This is a genomic window from Glycomyces sambucus (assembly GCF_900102815.1).
In the GTDB taxonomy this organism is placed as follows: domain Bacteria; phylum Actinomycetota; class Actinomycetes; order Mycobacteriales; family Micromonosporaceae; genus Glycomyces; species Glycomyces sambucus.
Genome location: NZ_FNGF01000004.1, coordinates 589,248 through 602,909 on the forward strand (window position 1 = coordinate 589,248; position 13,662 = coordinate 602,909).

General features: G+C 70.3%; 16 protein-coding genes. All 16 read right to left on the reverse strand.

Annotation, left to right across the window (positions count from 1 at the left end; genetic code table 11):
• Positions 1–819, reverse strand: a complete 819-nt coding sequence (locus BLS99_RS15210) for an ABC transporter permease (protein ID WP_091051301.1) — start codon at positions 817–819, stop codon at positions 1–3.
• Positions 812–1,609, reverse strand: coding sequence for an ABC transporter permease (locus BLS99_RS15215; protein WP_091051305.1), 798 nt, complete (start codon positions 1,607–1,609; stop codon positions 812–814). The genes BLS99_RS15210 and BLS99_RS15215 overlap by 8 nt, the downstream gene beginning before the upstream one ends.
• Complete coding sequence (locus BLS99_RS15220; RefSeq protein WP_091051309.1) at positions 1,606–2,604, reverse strand: ABC transporter ATP-binding protein; 999 nt, start codon at positions 2,602–2,604, stop codon at positions 1,606–1,608. Before BLS99_RS15220 ends, BLS99_RS15215 begins: the two co-directional genes overlap by 4 nt.
• Positions 2,555–3,505, reverse strand: a complete 951-nt coding sequence (locus BLS99_RS15225; RefSeq protein WP_091051312.1) for a hypothetical protein — start codon at positions 3,503–3,505, stop codon at positions 2,555–2,557. Before BLS99_RS15225 ends, BLS99_RS15220 begins: the two co-directional genes overlap by 50 nt.
• The gene (locus BLS99_RS15230; protein WP_091051316.1) at positions 3,502–4,005 is read right to left on the reverse strand and encodes a hypothetical protein; all 504 of its coding nucleotides are present in this window, start codon (positions 4,003–4,005) and stop codon (positions 3,502–3,504) included. Before BLS99_RS15230 ends, BLS99_RS15225 begins: the two co-directional genes overlap by 4 nt.
• 42 nt (positions 4,006–4,047) lie before the next feature.
• A complete protein-coding gene (locus BLS99_RS15235) occupies positions 4,048–4,965 on the reverse strand; it encodes a hypothetical protein (RefSeq protein WP_091051320.1) in 918 nt (305 codons plus the stop codon).
• A complete protein-coding gene (locus BLS99_RS15240) occupies positions 4,962–5,459 on the reverse strand; it encodes a hypothetical protein (RefSeq protein WP_091051324.1) in 498 nt (165 codons plus the stop codon). Before BLS99_RS15240 ends, BLS99_RS15235 begins: the two co-directional genes overlap by 4 nt.
• Positions 5,460–5,498: 39 nt before the next feature.
• Positions 5,499–5,894, reverse strand: a complete 396-nt coding sequence (locus BLS99_RS15245) for a thiol-disulfide oxidoreductase DCC family protein (RefSeq protein ID WP_091051325.1) — start codon at positions 5,892–5,894, stop codon at positions 5,499–5,501.
• Between the two features lie 10 nt (positions 5,895–5,904).
• Positions 5,905–6,720, reverse strand: coding sequence for a shikimate dehydrogenase (locus tag BLS99_RS15250; RefSeq protein ID WP_091051328.1), 816 nt, complete (start codon positions 6,718–6,720; stop codon positions 5,905–5,907).
• Positions 6,720–7,988: an endolytic transglycosylase MltG gene (locus BLS99_RS15255; RefSeq protein WP_176953371.1), complete on the reverse strand. Its 1,269-nt coding sequence runs from the start codon at positions 7,986–7,988 to the stop codon at positions 6,720–6,722. Before BLS99_RS15255 ends, BLS99_RS15250 begins: the two co-directional genes overlap by 1 nt.
• A gap of 8 nt (positions 7,989–7,996) precedes the next feature.
• Positions 7,997–8,479 carry a Holliday junction resolvase RuvX gene (ruvX, locus tag BLS99_RS15260; protein WP_091051337.1) on the reverse strand — a complete coding sequence of 161 codons (483 nt, stop codon included), beginning with the start codon at positions 8,477–8,479 and terminating at the stop codon, positions 7,997–7,999.
• Entirely contained in the window at positions 8,479–11,160 is a 2,682-nt protein-coding gene (alaS, locus tag BLS99_RS15265; protein WP_091051340.1) for an alanine--tRNA ligase, read from the reverse strand. Before alaS ends, ruvX begins: the two co-directional genes overlap by 1 nt.
• Before the next feature lie 29 nt (positions 11,161–11,189).
• Positions 11,190–11,480 (reverse strand): DUF6167 family protein, encoded by a 291-nt coding sequence (locus BLS99_RS15270; RefSeq protein ID WP_091051343.1) that lies wholly within the window; start codon positions 11,478–11,480, stop codon positions 11,190–11,192.
• 88 nt (positions 11,481–11,568) lie between these two features.
• A complete protein-coding gene (locus BLS99_RS15275; protein ID WP_176953372.1) occupies positions 11,569–12,078 on the reverse strand; it encodes a DUF948 domain-containing protein in 510 nt (169 codons plus the stop codon).
• A 124-nt stretch (positions 12,079–12,202) separates the two neighbouring features.
• On the reverse strand, positions 12,203–12,769 hold the full coding sequence (locus tag BLS99_RS15280) for a hypothetical protein (RefSeq protein WP_091051350.1): 567 nt from the start codon (positions 12,767–12,769) through the stop codon (positions 12,203–12,205).
• A partial coding sequence (locus BLS99_RS15285) for an AAA family ATPase (protein ID WP_218126514.1) occupies positions 12,759–13,662 on the reverse strand: 904 nt, incomplete at its 5' end. The genes BLS99_RS15280 and BLS99_RS15285, both read right to left, overlap by 11 nt.

Consider the following 13,662-nt stretch of genomic DNA (forward strand, 5'->3'; position numbering starts at 1 on the left):
TCAGTGTCCGGAGGAGTCGTAGGAGCGCAGGCCGAGGCGGTAGACGCCGAGGGCGGCGAGGACCGAGGCCGCGGCGGCCACGGGCATGCCGATCACCCACCAGGGCGCCAGGTGGCCCGAGAGCGCGGCGACGGGCACGAAGTTGACGAAGGCCACCGGGACCACGAACATGGTCACGACCTTGACGCCGATCGGGAAGAGGCCCAGGGGCATCGTCATCGCGTGGTGCTGGAGGTCGAGCATGACGAACGCGAAGTTCGACATGGGTCCCTTGATCCAGAAGTTCACGGCGCAGAACAGGGTGATGAGCGCGCACTCGATGACGACGGCGCACACGATGCCGAGGAGGACGAGCGGGAGGGAGGCGGGGCCCAGGCCCGCGCCGATCCAGCCGTAGGCGACCATGACGAGGCCGAAGCCGACCTCGCCGAAGCCCTGCATGCCGATGTGGGTGGTGGCGACCTGGACGACGACGGGCGCGGGCCGGGTCATCCGGTAGTCGATCTCGCCTTTGAGGACCATCTGCCCGGTGCTCCAGATGCCGTCGCACAGGATCGCGGTGGAGCCGGCGGCGACGGTGAGGAGCCCCGAGAGCATGAGCATCTCGTGGTAGCGCCAGCCGGCGACCTCGGGGACGGCGGCGAAGAGCACGGTGAGGAACGCGAACTGGAGGACGTTCCACATCACGCCCGCCGAGGCCATGACCCAGAAGTCGCCGGGGTACTCGGTGATGGCGCGGATCTGGGCGAGCAGGGCGCGGCGGTAGACGGCGCCGACGTGCCGCGCGGTCAGCCGGTCGGGGGTCAGCGTGTCAGCCACCGTGCACCGTCACCTTCTTGACCGCGTGGTTGAAGACGATGCGGGCGCCGAACCACAGGCCGAGGGTCCAGGCCGCCTCGGCGGCGAGGAGCCCGAGGGCGCCGGCGGTGTCGACGCGCCCGAGGTAGATCGCGGCGGGCGTGGTGGTGAAGTGCGGGAAGGGCAGGGCCCAGGCGACGGCCTGGAGCCAGGAGGGCATGAACGCCAAGGGGATCACCATCCCGGAGAAGAAGCCGAGCAGGGCCTCGCGCAGCCACATGACGCCGAGGTAGCGCTTGGTCCAGAAGCACACGAGGACCGTCAGGTAGGTCAGGCCGAACGCGAGCGGGAAGACGAGGACGAAGCTGACGGCGGTGAGGAGTCCGGCGAGGGGCGTGGCGGGGCCGGGCGGGTCGAACAGGAGCCACGCGCCGAGGACGCCGACGAGGACCGTGGGGACGGTGGAGACCATCGAGCCGATGTACTCGGCGGCGCGGGCGCGCTGGAAGTCGACGGGCTTGGTGAGGTCGACGGCGATGTGGCCGTCGAGGATGCGGTCGGCGACCTGCCAGTCGGCGGCGCCGAAGACGACGGTGGCGGTGACGAACCCGATGATGATGTACGCGCGCATCGAGTCCCAGTCGTAGCCCGAGAGCGCGCCTCCGGCGAGCAGTTCGCGCCACATGGCCATGGAGACGAGCATGGCGCCGCCGCCGAGGACCAGGGCGACGACCCACTGGGCCTTGTAGGCGAGGCGGCGCTTGAACGCGATGGCCGCGAACGCGCGGTCGACCGCGAATGCACTCGTCACTTGGTGAGTTCTCCTGCGTAGAGGCGCCGGATGACGTCTTCGATGGACGGTTCCGAGAGGGACAGGTCGCGCGGGGCGAGCTCGGCGGTGAGGCCGCCGAGGACCTCGGCGGCGGTGAAGTGCCGGGACTCGTAGGTGACGGTCACTTCGCTGGGGGCCTCGCCCGCGGCCCACTCGTACTGCGGGAACTTGAGTTTGAGCTCGTCAACGTCGGCGGGGCCCTCCAGGAACAGGTTCACGGCCTTGGTGGTGATGTAGTGGGCCTTGAGCTGCTGGATGGGGCCGTCGTAGGCGACCGCGCCCTTGTCGATGACGACGATGCGCTCGCAGACCTCCTCGATGTCGGCGAGGTCGTGGCTGGTGAGCAGGAGCGTGGTGCCGCCGTCGACGAGTTCGCGCAGGAACGCTCGGAGGCGGTCCTTGACGGAGATGTCGAGGCCGATGGTGGGCTCGTCGAGGTAGACCATCTTGGGGGCGTGGATGAGCGCGCAGGCGAGGTCGGCGCGCATGCGCTGGCCCAGGGAGAGGGTGCGGGCGAGCGCGGGCATGAACTCGCCGAGGTCGAGGAGTTCGTCGAAGCGGGCGATGCGGGCCTTGTAGTCGGCGTCGGAGACGCCGTACATGTGCTTGAGGAGCTTCAGGGACTCCTCGACGGGCAGGTCCCACCAGAGCTGGGTGCGCTGGCCGAAGAGCACGCCGATGTCGTGGGCGTTGGCGATCCGCTCGGTGTGGGGGTCGCGGCCCATCACCCGGACGGTGCCCTCGGAGGGGCGCAGGATCCCGGTGAGGAGCTTGACGGTGGTGGACTTGCCCGCGCCGTTGGGTCCGACGTAGGCCACCGACTCGCCCGGCTCGATCGACAGGTCGATGCCGTCGACCGCGGTGTAGTTCTTGTACTTGCGCTGGACGAGGTGTTTGACCGCGCCCTTGAATCCGGAGGTCTTGTCAGGCCGCCGGAACGTCTTCGTGAGGGATCGGGCTTCGAGAATCGGCATGCTTCCACGGTAGGAAGTTCCGGCGCCTTTCCTCAACTCCTTTCCCACGGCGGAGCCTGCGAGCGATGTCACGGGGGCTGATGCGCTCCAGGGGGAGGAAGCAGGCCATCGCGACCAGGTGGGGCAGGAAGCTGATCTCGACGGCGAGGTAGACCGTCAGGTGGAAGCAGTAGAAGAACGCGACGATGCCGTACTTGACGCGTTTGGCGGCCACGAACATCACGACGGGGCTGAGCAGTTCGAAGCAGACCATGCCCCACTGGGAGGCGCGGAGCATCCAGGGGTAGTCCAGGAGCCAGGTGGAGAACTCGGTGCCGCGGCGGATGATCGCCCAGGTCATGGTGGCGGAGTTGACCCATTCCCAGCCGCCGTAGCGGATCTTGGCCCAGGCGGCGAAGAAGTAGGTGCAGACGACGCCGATCTGGACCAGGTTGAAGCCCCAGCCGACGTGCTCGGAGAGGCTGCGGCGGTCGCCCCACTTGGCTTTCGGCATGGTGGGCAGGAGGAACAGGAGCAGGAGGAACCCGAACTTGCCGTGGTCGACCTTCCCGTAGGACATCGCGATGATCATCCACTCGAAGTAGGCGACCGCGACGATCCACCCGAACAGGCGCGGGGCCTTGCCGAGCATCATGGGGACGGAGGCCGCGAGCAGCACGACGAGGGTGCCGACGACGATCCAGTAGTTCGGGACGGGGAAGACCGGCAGGACGCGGGCGATGAACAGCGGCTGGTAGAGCTCGCCGGGGACGTGGCGGTGGCCGAGGATCCACGGCATGTACCACCACCAGTCGACCCAGATGAAGGCGCCGGCGAGGAACCGCATGGCGGCGACGCGGCCGAGGGCGACGGGCTGGAAGAACCATCCGGTGGTCCTGCGGGCGAGGGGAAGCGGGGTCACGCGTCCTCCTCCCGGGTCCAGGTGGCCTCGACGACCTCGACGACCTCGCCGGTCTGGTAGCCGTCCTCCAGGCGGTAGCGGCGCTCGATGATCTCGACGGTGACGATCTCGGGTTTGCCGGGGTTGGTGTTCTCGTACGCCTCGGCGATGTACCGGAGCAGGTCCGGGTCGTCGATGAAGCGGCTCTTCTGGCCTTCGAGTTCGGCGCGGCGGAAGCCGGTGATGCGCTCGGTGAGGCTGAAGCGCTCGCCCTCCTCGTTGACGGCCTCGACCCGGGTGGACCCGGCCCAGCCGTCCAGCTCCTTCGAGAACGAGTACATCTTGAAGGGCGCGAAGGGGAAGAAGTCGTCGGCGCCCCAGAAGGTGGTGGCGGTGACAAGCGCGAGCACGACCGCGGTGATCGCGACGCGCACCGCGCGTCCCGCGGGCCGGACCCGGGCGAGCACGGTGTCGCCGGTCGCGGCGGCGTCGGTGGAGGGGTGGGGATCTTCCGCAGGCACGGCAGCAGTATGGCACGGGCCCGCAAGCGAGGGCCCCACGCGTCAGGGGCCGGTCTCGACCTGTGGCTCCGGCTCGCGCGCGGTCGGACCGGAGCCGCGTGATGCGAAGCGCGCCTTGGTCTTCCGGGCGATCTCGCGGGGGTCGACGCGCTCCAGCGGCAGGAAGCAGGCCATGGCGACGAGGTGCGGCAGGAAACTGATGCCGAGCGCGGCGAACACGGCGACGTGGAAGCAGTAGAAGAACGCGACGATCGCGTACTGGACCTTCTTCCACCGGTACACGAGGAGCACCACGGGGCTGAGCAGTTCGAACGCGATCATGCCCCACTGGGCGAAGTGCAGCAGCCCGGGGAAGTCGAGCATCCAGTCGGAGAAGACGGTGCCGCGGCGGATGATCGCCCAGGTGAAGACCCCGGAGTTGGCCCATTCCCAGCCGCCGTAGCGGAACTTGGCCCAGGCCGAGAGGAAGTAGGTGCAGACCACGGCGATCTGGACGAGCTTGAAGCCCCAGCCGACGCGTTCGGACAGGTGCTCGCGGTCGCCCCACGTCGCGCGGGACGGCATCAGGCACAGCACCAGGAGCAGGGTCATGAACCCGAAACTGGCGTGGTCGACCTTCCCGTAGGAGTTGGCGATGACCATCCACTCGAAGTAGGCGGCGAAGAGGATCCAGCCGAAGAGCTTGGGCCGGTAGCCGAACATCATCGGGGTCGCGGCGGCGAGCATGACCACGAGCGTGCCGGTGACGAGCCCGTAGTCGGGGGTCGGGAGCGGCAGGATCCGGCCGATGAACAGCGGCTGGTAGAGCTCGCCGGGCACGAACCGGTGCCCGAAGATGAAGGGCATGTACGCCCACCACTCGATCCAGACGTAGAGCCCGGCGAGGAAGCGCATGGCGGCTACCCGGCCCAGCGGCACGGGTTCGAAGAAGAAGCCGTTCACGGCGCTGCGGACGCTCACGCGGCCCCCTCCTCGGTCCAGACCGCGACGGTCTCCTCGGTCTCCTCGCCGGTGCGCTCGCCGTCGACGAGCTCGTAGCGCCGCGTGATGATCTCGGCGGCGACGATCTCGGGGTCGCCGGGGTGCGCGGCCTCGTACGCCTCGGCGATGTGCGCCAGGAGGTCGGGGTCCTCGCGGAAGCGGGGAAGCTGGCCCTCGAGTTCGGCGCGGCGGAACCCGGTGTCGTCGTCGTCCACGGCGATCCGCTCGCCCTCGGCGTCGATGAGGAACACGTTGGTGCTCTTGACCCAGCCGTCGGGGTCGGCGCCGCGCGAGTACATCTTGAAGGGCGCGAAGGGGAAGAAGTCGTCCTCGCCCCAGACCGAGGTCGCCATGAGCGCGAGGACCATCAGGGCCGCCGCGGCGACGCGCACGAGCTTCCCGGTGCGGCTCAGGGGGCGTTCGGCGGGCGTCGGCGCCTGGTCCTGGCGGCGCTCGGCGGGCTCAGCGGGCATCGGCAGAGTATGGCATACCGGGCTCGCGGCACACGGGGCTCACTGCTGGCCGCGGAGGCGGTCCCGCTCGGCCTGCGGGAGCGAGCAGGCGGCGGTGCCGCCGGGCAGGCGGTGGCGGTTGCGGGCGACCCACCGGTACACCGGCCAGGCGACGAACGCGACCGGCTTGAGCGAGAGCAGCCAGCCGAAGGGCTTCCAGTACCACTGGGCGCGGCGCAGGAGCACGGCGATCGCGTCGGGCCCGGCGCGGCGGAAGCTGATCTCGATCCACCACACCGCGTCCTCGGCCTCCTGCTGGGTGACCCCCAGGGCGTCGAGGTCGGCCCACTGCCACGGGACGACCTTCGCGCTGGTGCGGATGTGCTTCTCGATGAAGTTCGCGGAGGTGGTGCAGAACGCGCAGTCGCCGTCGTACAGGAAGGTGTGCTCGTGCATGGTCGGTCCTTCACTCGGTCCGGGACGGGACCGCGTCGTAGAGGGCGCGGCGCATCGCCGCGACCGGGGCGTCCTCGATCCCGGTGAACTGCGTCCACTGGCGGACGGCCTGGGCGAGCAGGAGAGCGAGGCCGTCGAGGACGCGCACGCCCCGGGCCTGGGCGCCCGCGGCGAGCGGGGTCGGCCACGGGTCGTAGAGGATGTCGAACAGGACCGCGTCGCTCGACCAGTCCGGGACCAGGTCGTCGGTGACGCCCTTGGGGACCGTGGCCACGACGAGGTCGGCGCGCCCGGCGCGGGCGGCGTCCTCCCAGTCGGCGGCGTGGAGCGTGAGCCCGAGGCGGGCGGCGACCGGGCCGAGTTCGGCGACGGCCTCGCGGCGGCGGGCGTACACGGTGACCGAGGCGGCGCCGAGCTGCTGCGCGGCGGCGAGCGCGGCGCGCGCCGACCCGCCGGCGCCCAGGACGGCGACGTGCTCGGCCTCCTTCATCCCGGTCTCGGCGAGCGCGTCGAGGATCCCGGGGGCGTCGGTGTTGTCCGCGAGGCGGCGCCCGCCGCGCAGGACGAGCGTGTTCGCGGCGCCGATCGCTTCGGCGACCGGGGTGGCCTCGGCGGCGACGTCGAGGGCGGTCTCCTTGAGCGGCATGGTGAGCGAGAGCCCGGCCCAGGTCGCGTCGAGTCCGTCCACGAACGCCGCGAGCCCGGACTCGTCGCACTCGTGCCTCGTGTAGGTCCAGTCGGCCAGGCCCGCGGCGGCGAAGCCCGCGTTGTGTATGACCGGCGAGAGCGAGTGCCCGATGGGCTTGCCGAGGACCGCTGCCTTCATCACTGGATGCCGTTCTCCTCGGCGATCACGATGTTGTCCTGGTGCTCTTCGTAGGTGGCGGCGAACAGGGCGGAACCGTCCTCGTAGGCGGTCACGAAGAACAGCCAGTCGCCCGCTTCGGGGGCGACCGCCGACTCGAGCGCGGCGGCGCCGGGGTTGGAGATCGCGCTCGGCAGGTAGCCGGCGTGCTCGGGGGCGCTCGGCGACCACGGGTTGTCGGGGTCGCGCATGACCGCGCCCCAGTCGATGTCCTCGCCGGAGGTGATGGCGTCCTCGCCGTTGAGCAGGCGCCCGTAGTTCCAGATCGCCTCGGACTCGAAGCAGTTGCAGTTGGTCTGCTCGTGCGTGTACGGGTTGATGTACAGCTTGTTGTACATGACCTGGGCAATCTTCGGGTCGTCGGTGGCGATGCCGGACTCGGACTGGACGATCGAGGCGACCTGGAGGGCCATCCACGGGTAGACCTTGAACTCGCCGTTCGTGGGCGGGTAGAAGGTCTGGTTCTCCATGGCGCTGGGGTCGTACTCGGGGTCGGGGTCCTGGATCGTGGCGAGCTTGTCGAAGAAGCCGATCTCCTCGATCGTCTGGTTGAAGCGCGTGACCATCTCCGTGAGCATCGCGGCGGCCGTCCAGGTCTCGTCGAACTCGTAGGCCGACGGGAACAGGAAGCCCTCGACGGACCTGACCTGCCGGTCGGAGAAGCCCTCGAACCAGACCGGGTCGACGCCGAGCGCCTCGGGGTCCTGGGCGGCGGCCTCGAACTCCTCGATCGGCACGCCGGTGTAGGCGGAGAGGATCTCGTAGACCTCGAAGGAGCGCTTGCCCTCGGGGACCACGACGTGGTCGAGGGTGAGGTTGCCCGGGTCGGTCATGAACGCGAGCGCGGACGCGGCGGACATCTCCTCCTCCATGGCGTAGGAGCCCGGCTGGATGGAGGTGCCGGAGTCCCCGTCGTCCTCGGAGGCGTTGAGGAACGCCTTCGCGGAGGCGACCACGCCCTGGGTCTCGAGCTCGTCGGCGATGTCGGAGACGAGCCAGCCGGACTCGACCACGACCACGACCTGGTTGCCGTTGCCGTCGCCGGTGAAGTCCTCGGCCGTGAAGTAGTCCTTGACGACGTTGTTGTACGCCCACCAGCCGCCGACTCCGATGACGCCGAACAGGGCGACGACCAGGGTCATGGCGATCAGTGACTTGCCGGAGTCCTTGCGCCGGTGGCTCCTGGGTGCCGCCGAGCGGTCGTCCTCGGTCCTGAAGTCGCCGAGCATCCTGTTGCCTACCTCCGCCGCCGGTCCAACCATTGCTGGAGGATCTCGACCGCGGCCGCCTGGTCGACGATGGAGCGCTTCCGCTTGCCGCGCACCCCGCCTTCGTTGAGGCGGCGGGTGGCGACTGCGGTCGTCATGCGCTCGTCGGTCAGGGTCACCGGCGTTGGCGAGACGTGGTCGGCGAACCGTTCCACCCAGGTGCGGGTGTGGGCGGCTGCCGGCCCCTCCTCACCCGAAAGAGTAACCGGTAGGCCGACGACGATTTCGACCACATCGTATTCCCGGGCCGTTTCGGCGATTTCGAGAATATCGGCCGGAATGTTCTCACCAGCGGTTTTGAGGTCGCGACGAACGGTCGCGACCGGGGTGGCGAGGATGCCGTCGGGGTCGCACACGGCGACGCCGATGCGGGCCTTGCCGAGGTCGACGCCGAGACGCCGGCCCCGCGCCCACCGAGTGGACGCGGGGCCGGCGTTCGATTCGTCTTCCATCACTCGCCGATGGCGCGGAGGACCGCGTCGAGCAGGTGCGGGGCCTGGTCGGCGGGGACGCCGCCGCCCTGGGCGATGTCGTCGTTGCCGCCGCCCTTGCCCGAGAGCGCGGCCTTGACGAGGGCCGAGGCGGACACGTGCTGGGCCTTCGCGGCGGCGTTCGCCGCGACGACGATGCTGGCCTTGCCGCCGGCGGTGGCGACCACCGCGGCCACGCCGGGCTCGTCCTGCGCGAGGGCGTCGCGGATCTTCAGCGCGAGGTCGCGGACGTCGCCGCCCTTGGTGCCCTCGGGCGCCTGGACCGCGGCGACCCTGACGGCGCCGATCTGCTTGGCGTCCTGCGCGAACTCGGCCGCGCGGCCGGAGACCAGCTTCGCCTGGAGGCCGGCGAGCTCGCGCTCGGCGTCCTTGGAGCGCTGGAGGATCGCGCGGACGCGTTCGAGGACGTCGCCGCGTTGGGCGCCGATCTCATCGGCGATCTGCGAGACGAGGTCGCGCTCGCGGGCGAGGTAGCGGTACGCCTCCATGCCCGTGGCGGCCTCGACGCGGCGCTGGCCCGAGCCGACCGAGGACTCGCCGGTGAGGACGAGCGGGCCGATCTGGGCCGAGTGCGACACGTGCGTGCCACCGCAGAGCTCGCGCGACCAGGGGCCGCCGATCTCGACGACGCGGACGGTCTCGTCGTAGGTCTCGCCGAACAGCGCCACGGCGCCGAAGTCCTTGGCCTCGGGGAGCGTCATGTACTTGACGGCGACGGGGAGGTCGTCGCGGACGGCCTTGTTGGAGACCTCCTCGATCTCGCTCTTCGTCTCGTCGGAGAGCTTCGCGCGCCACGAGAAGTCCAGGCGCAGGTAGCCGGGCCGGTTGAAGGAGCCGGACTGGAGCGCGGTCGGGCCGAGCACCTCGCGCAGCGCCGCGTGCACCACGTGGGTGCCCGAGTGGGCCTGGCGGGCGCCGAGGCGCCATTCGCCGTCGACGGCGGCCTCGACCCTGTCGTCCAGGGCGAGTTCGCCTTCGAGGACGCGGACCTGGTGGACCACGAGCTTCTTGACGGGGCGCTGCACGTCCACGACCTCGGCGAAGAGGTTCGGGCCGACGAGCTTGCCCGCGTCGGCGTGCTGGCCGCCGGACTCGGCGTAGAACGGGGTCCGGTCGAGCACGACCTCCACGATCTCCCCGGCCTTGGCGACCGGGACCGGCTGTCCGCCCGAGAGGAGCCCGATGACGCGGGACTCGGTCTGGAGGGTCTCGTACGCCTTCCAGTCGGTCGGGCCCTGGTCCTTGAGGAGGTCCCAGTACGCGGTCAGGTCCGCGTGCCCGGTCTTGCGCGCGGCGGCGTCGGCCTTCGCGCGCCGGCGCTGCTCGGCCATGAGCTGCCGGAAGCCCTCCTGGTCGACCGAGAGGCCCTGCTCCTCGGCCATCTCCAGGGTCAGGTCGATCGGGAAGCCGTACGTGTCGTGCAGCTCGAACGCCTTGGCGCCGGCGAGGGTCTTGCCGCCCTCGGTCTTGGTCTCGGCGACCGCGGTGTCGAGGATGGTCGTGCCGTGCTTGAGGGTCTTCAGGAACGCCTCCTCCTCGCCGTAGGCGTAGGAGGAGATCCGCTCGAAGTCCTTCGCGAGCTCGGGGTAGGACGCGCTCATGCAGTCGCGGGCGACCGGCAGCAGCTCGGGCAGCGCGGGCTTGTCGTAGCCGAGCAGGCGCACGGCGCGGATCGCGCGGCGCATGATGCGGCGCAGCACGTAGCCGCGGCCCTCGTTCGAGGGCGCGACGCCGTCGCCGATGAGCATGAGCGCCGAACGCACGTGGTCGGCAATGACGCGGAAGCGCACGTCGTCGGGGTGCGACTCGGAGGCGGTCCGGGAGGTGGAGACGCCGTAGCGCTTCCCCGTCAGCTCGGACGCCTTGTCGATGAGCGGGCGGACCTGGTCGATCTCGTACATGTTGTCGACGCCCTGGAGCAGGGCGGCCATGCGCTCCATGCCCATGCCGGTGTCGATGTTCTTCTTCGGCAGGTCGCCGGTGACCTCGTAGCCCTCCTTCGCGGGGCCGCCGCCGCGGATGTTCTGCATGAACACGAGGTTCCAGAACTCCAGGTAGCGGTCCTCGTCGACCTCGGGGCCGCCCTCGGGGCCGTAGTCGGGCCCGCGGTCGTAGTACAGCTCCGAGCAGGGGCCGCAGGGTCCGGGGATGCCCATGGACCACATGTTGTCGGCCTGGCCGCGGCGCACGATGCGGTCGAGCGGCAGCCCGATCTGCTTGTGCCAGATGTCGATCGCCTCGTCGTCGTCGAGGTAGACCGTGGCCCAGATGCGGTCGCCGTCCAGGCCCAGGCCGCCGGACTCGAGCGAGCCGGTGGTCAGGTCCCAGGCGTAGCGGATCGCCTGCTCCTTGAAGTAGTCCCCGAAGGAGAAGTTGCCGTTCATCTGGAAGAACGTGCCGTGGCGCGAGGTCTTGCCGACCTCGTCGATGTCGGGGGTGCGGATGCACTTCTGCACCGACGTGGCGCGGTCCCAGTCCGGGGTCGCCTGGCCCAGGAAGTAGGGCACGAACGGGACCATGCCGGCGGGGACGAACAGCAGGTTCGGGTCCTCGATCGCCGGCAGCGGTGCGCTGGGGACCACCGTATGGCCGTTGGACTCGAAGAACTTCAGAAATCGGCGTTGGATTTCAGCGGTCTCCATGGGCACCTCCTTCAAGGTCTCGGGACTTGCTAGAACAACCGGCCCGCGGACCGGTCGTCCTCTTCATCTTCTTCGGTGAGGAGCGGCGAGATGTCCTCGCCGCGCTCGATCGCCTCGTACAGCTCGGCCTCCTTGGCGGCCTTGGCCTCGGAGACGTCCGCCCAGAACGATTGGAGCGACGCTCTCATTCCAGCACCGGCATCGCCGATCCGCTCGGCGACCCCGCCCGGAGTGACCGACTCGGCCGCCTTGGTGATCTTGCGGACCACCACGACGCCGACCACGACGCCGATGCCTACCCAGATCATCCGCTTGAGCACGGGGACCCCTCAATCAGTTTTCGGGAACGATGTCACTTCGCCGCGGCCGTGCCGCCGCGCGATTGCGCCGGTTCGCAGCGCGGCCGCACTATTTCGCTGCGCGGCGGCGGGACTTGGCGGCCCGCTTCGACTCGCGCTTGGACTGGCGGGACGCCTCGACCATGCGCCGGACCTGGTCCTCGTCGTAGCCCTCGTTGCGCTTCTTCACGGCGGTGCGCAGACCGAAGCCGAACGCGGCGGCCTTCACCAGCGGCGAGCCGACGGCCGACACGACCAGGCTCGTGATGTTGGCGACGTTCGAGGAGATGTGCGCGGCGTTCCCGGTGATCGAGGAGACCTTCTCCAGCTCGCCCTCGACCTGGACCAGGGAGGCGTTCACATTGTCGAGGGTCGCGTTCGCGTTCCGCAGGATCGGGCCGATCTCGTGGTCGACCTTGTCAAGCACGCTGTTGACCCGGGTGACCGTGCCGGTGAGCTTGCGGAGGAGACCCACCGCGAGCATCAGACTGAAGATGAAGATCGCGACCGCGATGATCAGGAACGCGACTTCCCCGAGGCTCACGTTCTCGAACTCGACCGCCAACGTCTCGTCTGGCACAGCTCTTCCCCCTCGTTGAAGCATTGACCGACCGGTGCGGCTGGTGAATGGACCCGGTTCTCGCGTAGAAGCGACGCAGCCCCGACCTTACCCTGCGGGACCGGACATCCGACGCAACGGGGCGCTAGCCCGCCTCTTCGACCGCGCGGCGGTCCTCCGCCAGCCGCGGCAGCGCCGCGCGGGCCGCGACCACGGCCGTGACCTCCGAGCCCACGCACAGCTCGTACCGGTCGTCGCACTCGACCGGGACCACCCAGAGTTCGAGGTACAGCTCGTCGCGCACGTAGCAGCCCTCCTCGCCGATCCCGCCGACGCAGGTGCCCGGTTCGGCCGGGGACCAGCCCGCGGCCAGGACCGCCTCCCAGTACACCGCCGACGTGTCCTCCACGGTGCCCTCGGACTCCCAGGTGCGCATCCGCACCCGGCACTCCCCCAGGCACCAGCGGCTGCCGTACGTCTCGTCGGCGACGCTCACGGCCGCCCACGCCGGCACCGTCAGCTCGTCGGCGGCCCGGCGCGTCGGGTCCACGGTCACCGCGCGGCCCAGGAACAGGACCGCGGCCACCAGCAGCGCGGCCGAGACCACGACCGCGACCACACCCATGCGCAGCCGCTCGATCCGGGCCCCGGTGCCCTCCAGCGACTGCGCGATCCGGTCGGCGGTCCGCCGGGGCGGGCGGTCAGTCGCCATCGGCCGCGCTCCGCCCCTCGTCGGCCTTGCGCACGATCCGGCGCAGCTTCTCCAGGCGCGGCCCGATCTCGGCCTCCAGGCCGTGCCGGGTCGGCCGGTAGTAGTCGCGGCCCGCCACGACGTCGGGCGCGTACCGCTGCGGGACCACGCCGCGCGGGTCCCCGTGCGGGTAGACGTAGGCGGCACCGTGGCCGAGCTGCTTCGCGCCGCCGTAGTGGGCGTCGCGCAGGTCCGGCGGGACCGGGCCGATCTTCCCTTGCCGCACATCGGCGATGGCCTCGTCGATCGCGGTGATGACCGCGTTCGACTTCGGCGCGGTCGCCAGGTGCGCGACCGCCTGGGCGAGGTTGATGCGGGCCTCGGGCATGCCGATGCGCTCGACGGCGGTCGCGGCGGCGGTCGCGGTCTGGAGCGCGGTCGGGTCGGCCATGCCGACGTCCTCTGAGGCGAAGATGACCAGGCGCCGGGCGATGAAGCGCGGGTCCTCCCCCGCGACGACCATGCGCGCGAGGTAGTGCATCGCGGCGTCGACGTCGGAGCCGCGGAGGCTCTTGATGAAGGCGCTGGCGACGTCGTAGTGGCCGTCGCCGTCCCGGTCGTAGCGGACCGCGGCGGTGTCGATGGCGGCCTCGACCACGGCGACGGTGATGACGTCGTCCTCCCCGACCGAGAGCGCGGCGGCCTCCAGCGCGGTGAGGGCCTTGCGGGCGTCCCCGGCGGCGGTGCGCACGAGGTGGTCGCGGGCCTCGGGTTCGAGGGTCACCTCGCCGTTGAGCCCGCGCTCGTCGGCGACGGCGCGCTCGACGAGCTCGCCGATGTCGGTGGCGTCGAGTTCGCGCAAGGTCAAGAGCACGCAGCGGCTGACCAGCGGGGCGACCACGGAGAAGTAGGGG

Bases quoted from the DNA above. Each gene is read 5' to 3' on its own strand.
- BLS99_RS15220 (WP_091051309.1), bottom strand. From the start codon at position 2,604: ATGCCGATTCTCGAAGCCCGATCCCTCACGAAGACGTTCCGGCGGCCT.
- BLS99_RS15240 (WP_091051324.1), bottom strand. From the start codon at position 5,459: ATGCCCGCTGAGCCCGCCGAGCGCCGCCAGGACCAGGCGCCGACGCCC.
- BLS99_RS15245 (WP_091051325.1), bottom strand. From the start codon at position 5,894: ATGCACGAGCACACCTTCCTGTACGACGGCGACTGCGCGTTCTGCACC.
- BLS99_RS15250 (WP_091051328.1), bottom strand. From the start codon at position 6,720: ATGAAGGCAGCGGTCCTCGGCAAGCCCATCGGGCACTCGCTCTCGCCG.
- BLS99_RS15255 (WP_176953371.1), bottom strand. From the start codon at position 7,988: ATGCTCGGCGACTTCAGGACCGAGGACGACCGCTCGGCGGCACCCAGG.
- ruvX (WP_091051337.1), bottom strand. From the start codon at position 8,479: ATGGAAGACGAATCGAACGCCGGCCCCGCGTCCACTCGGTGGGCGCGG.
- alaS (WP_091051340.1), bottom strand. From the start codon at position 11,160: ATGGAGACCGCTGAAATCCAACGCCGATTTCTGAAGTTCTTCGAGTCC.
- BLS99_RS15280 (WP_091051350.1), bottom strand. From the start codon at position 12,769: ATGGCGACTGACCGCCCGCCCCGGCGGACCGCCGACCGGATCGCGCAG.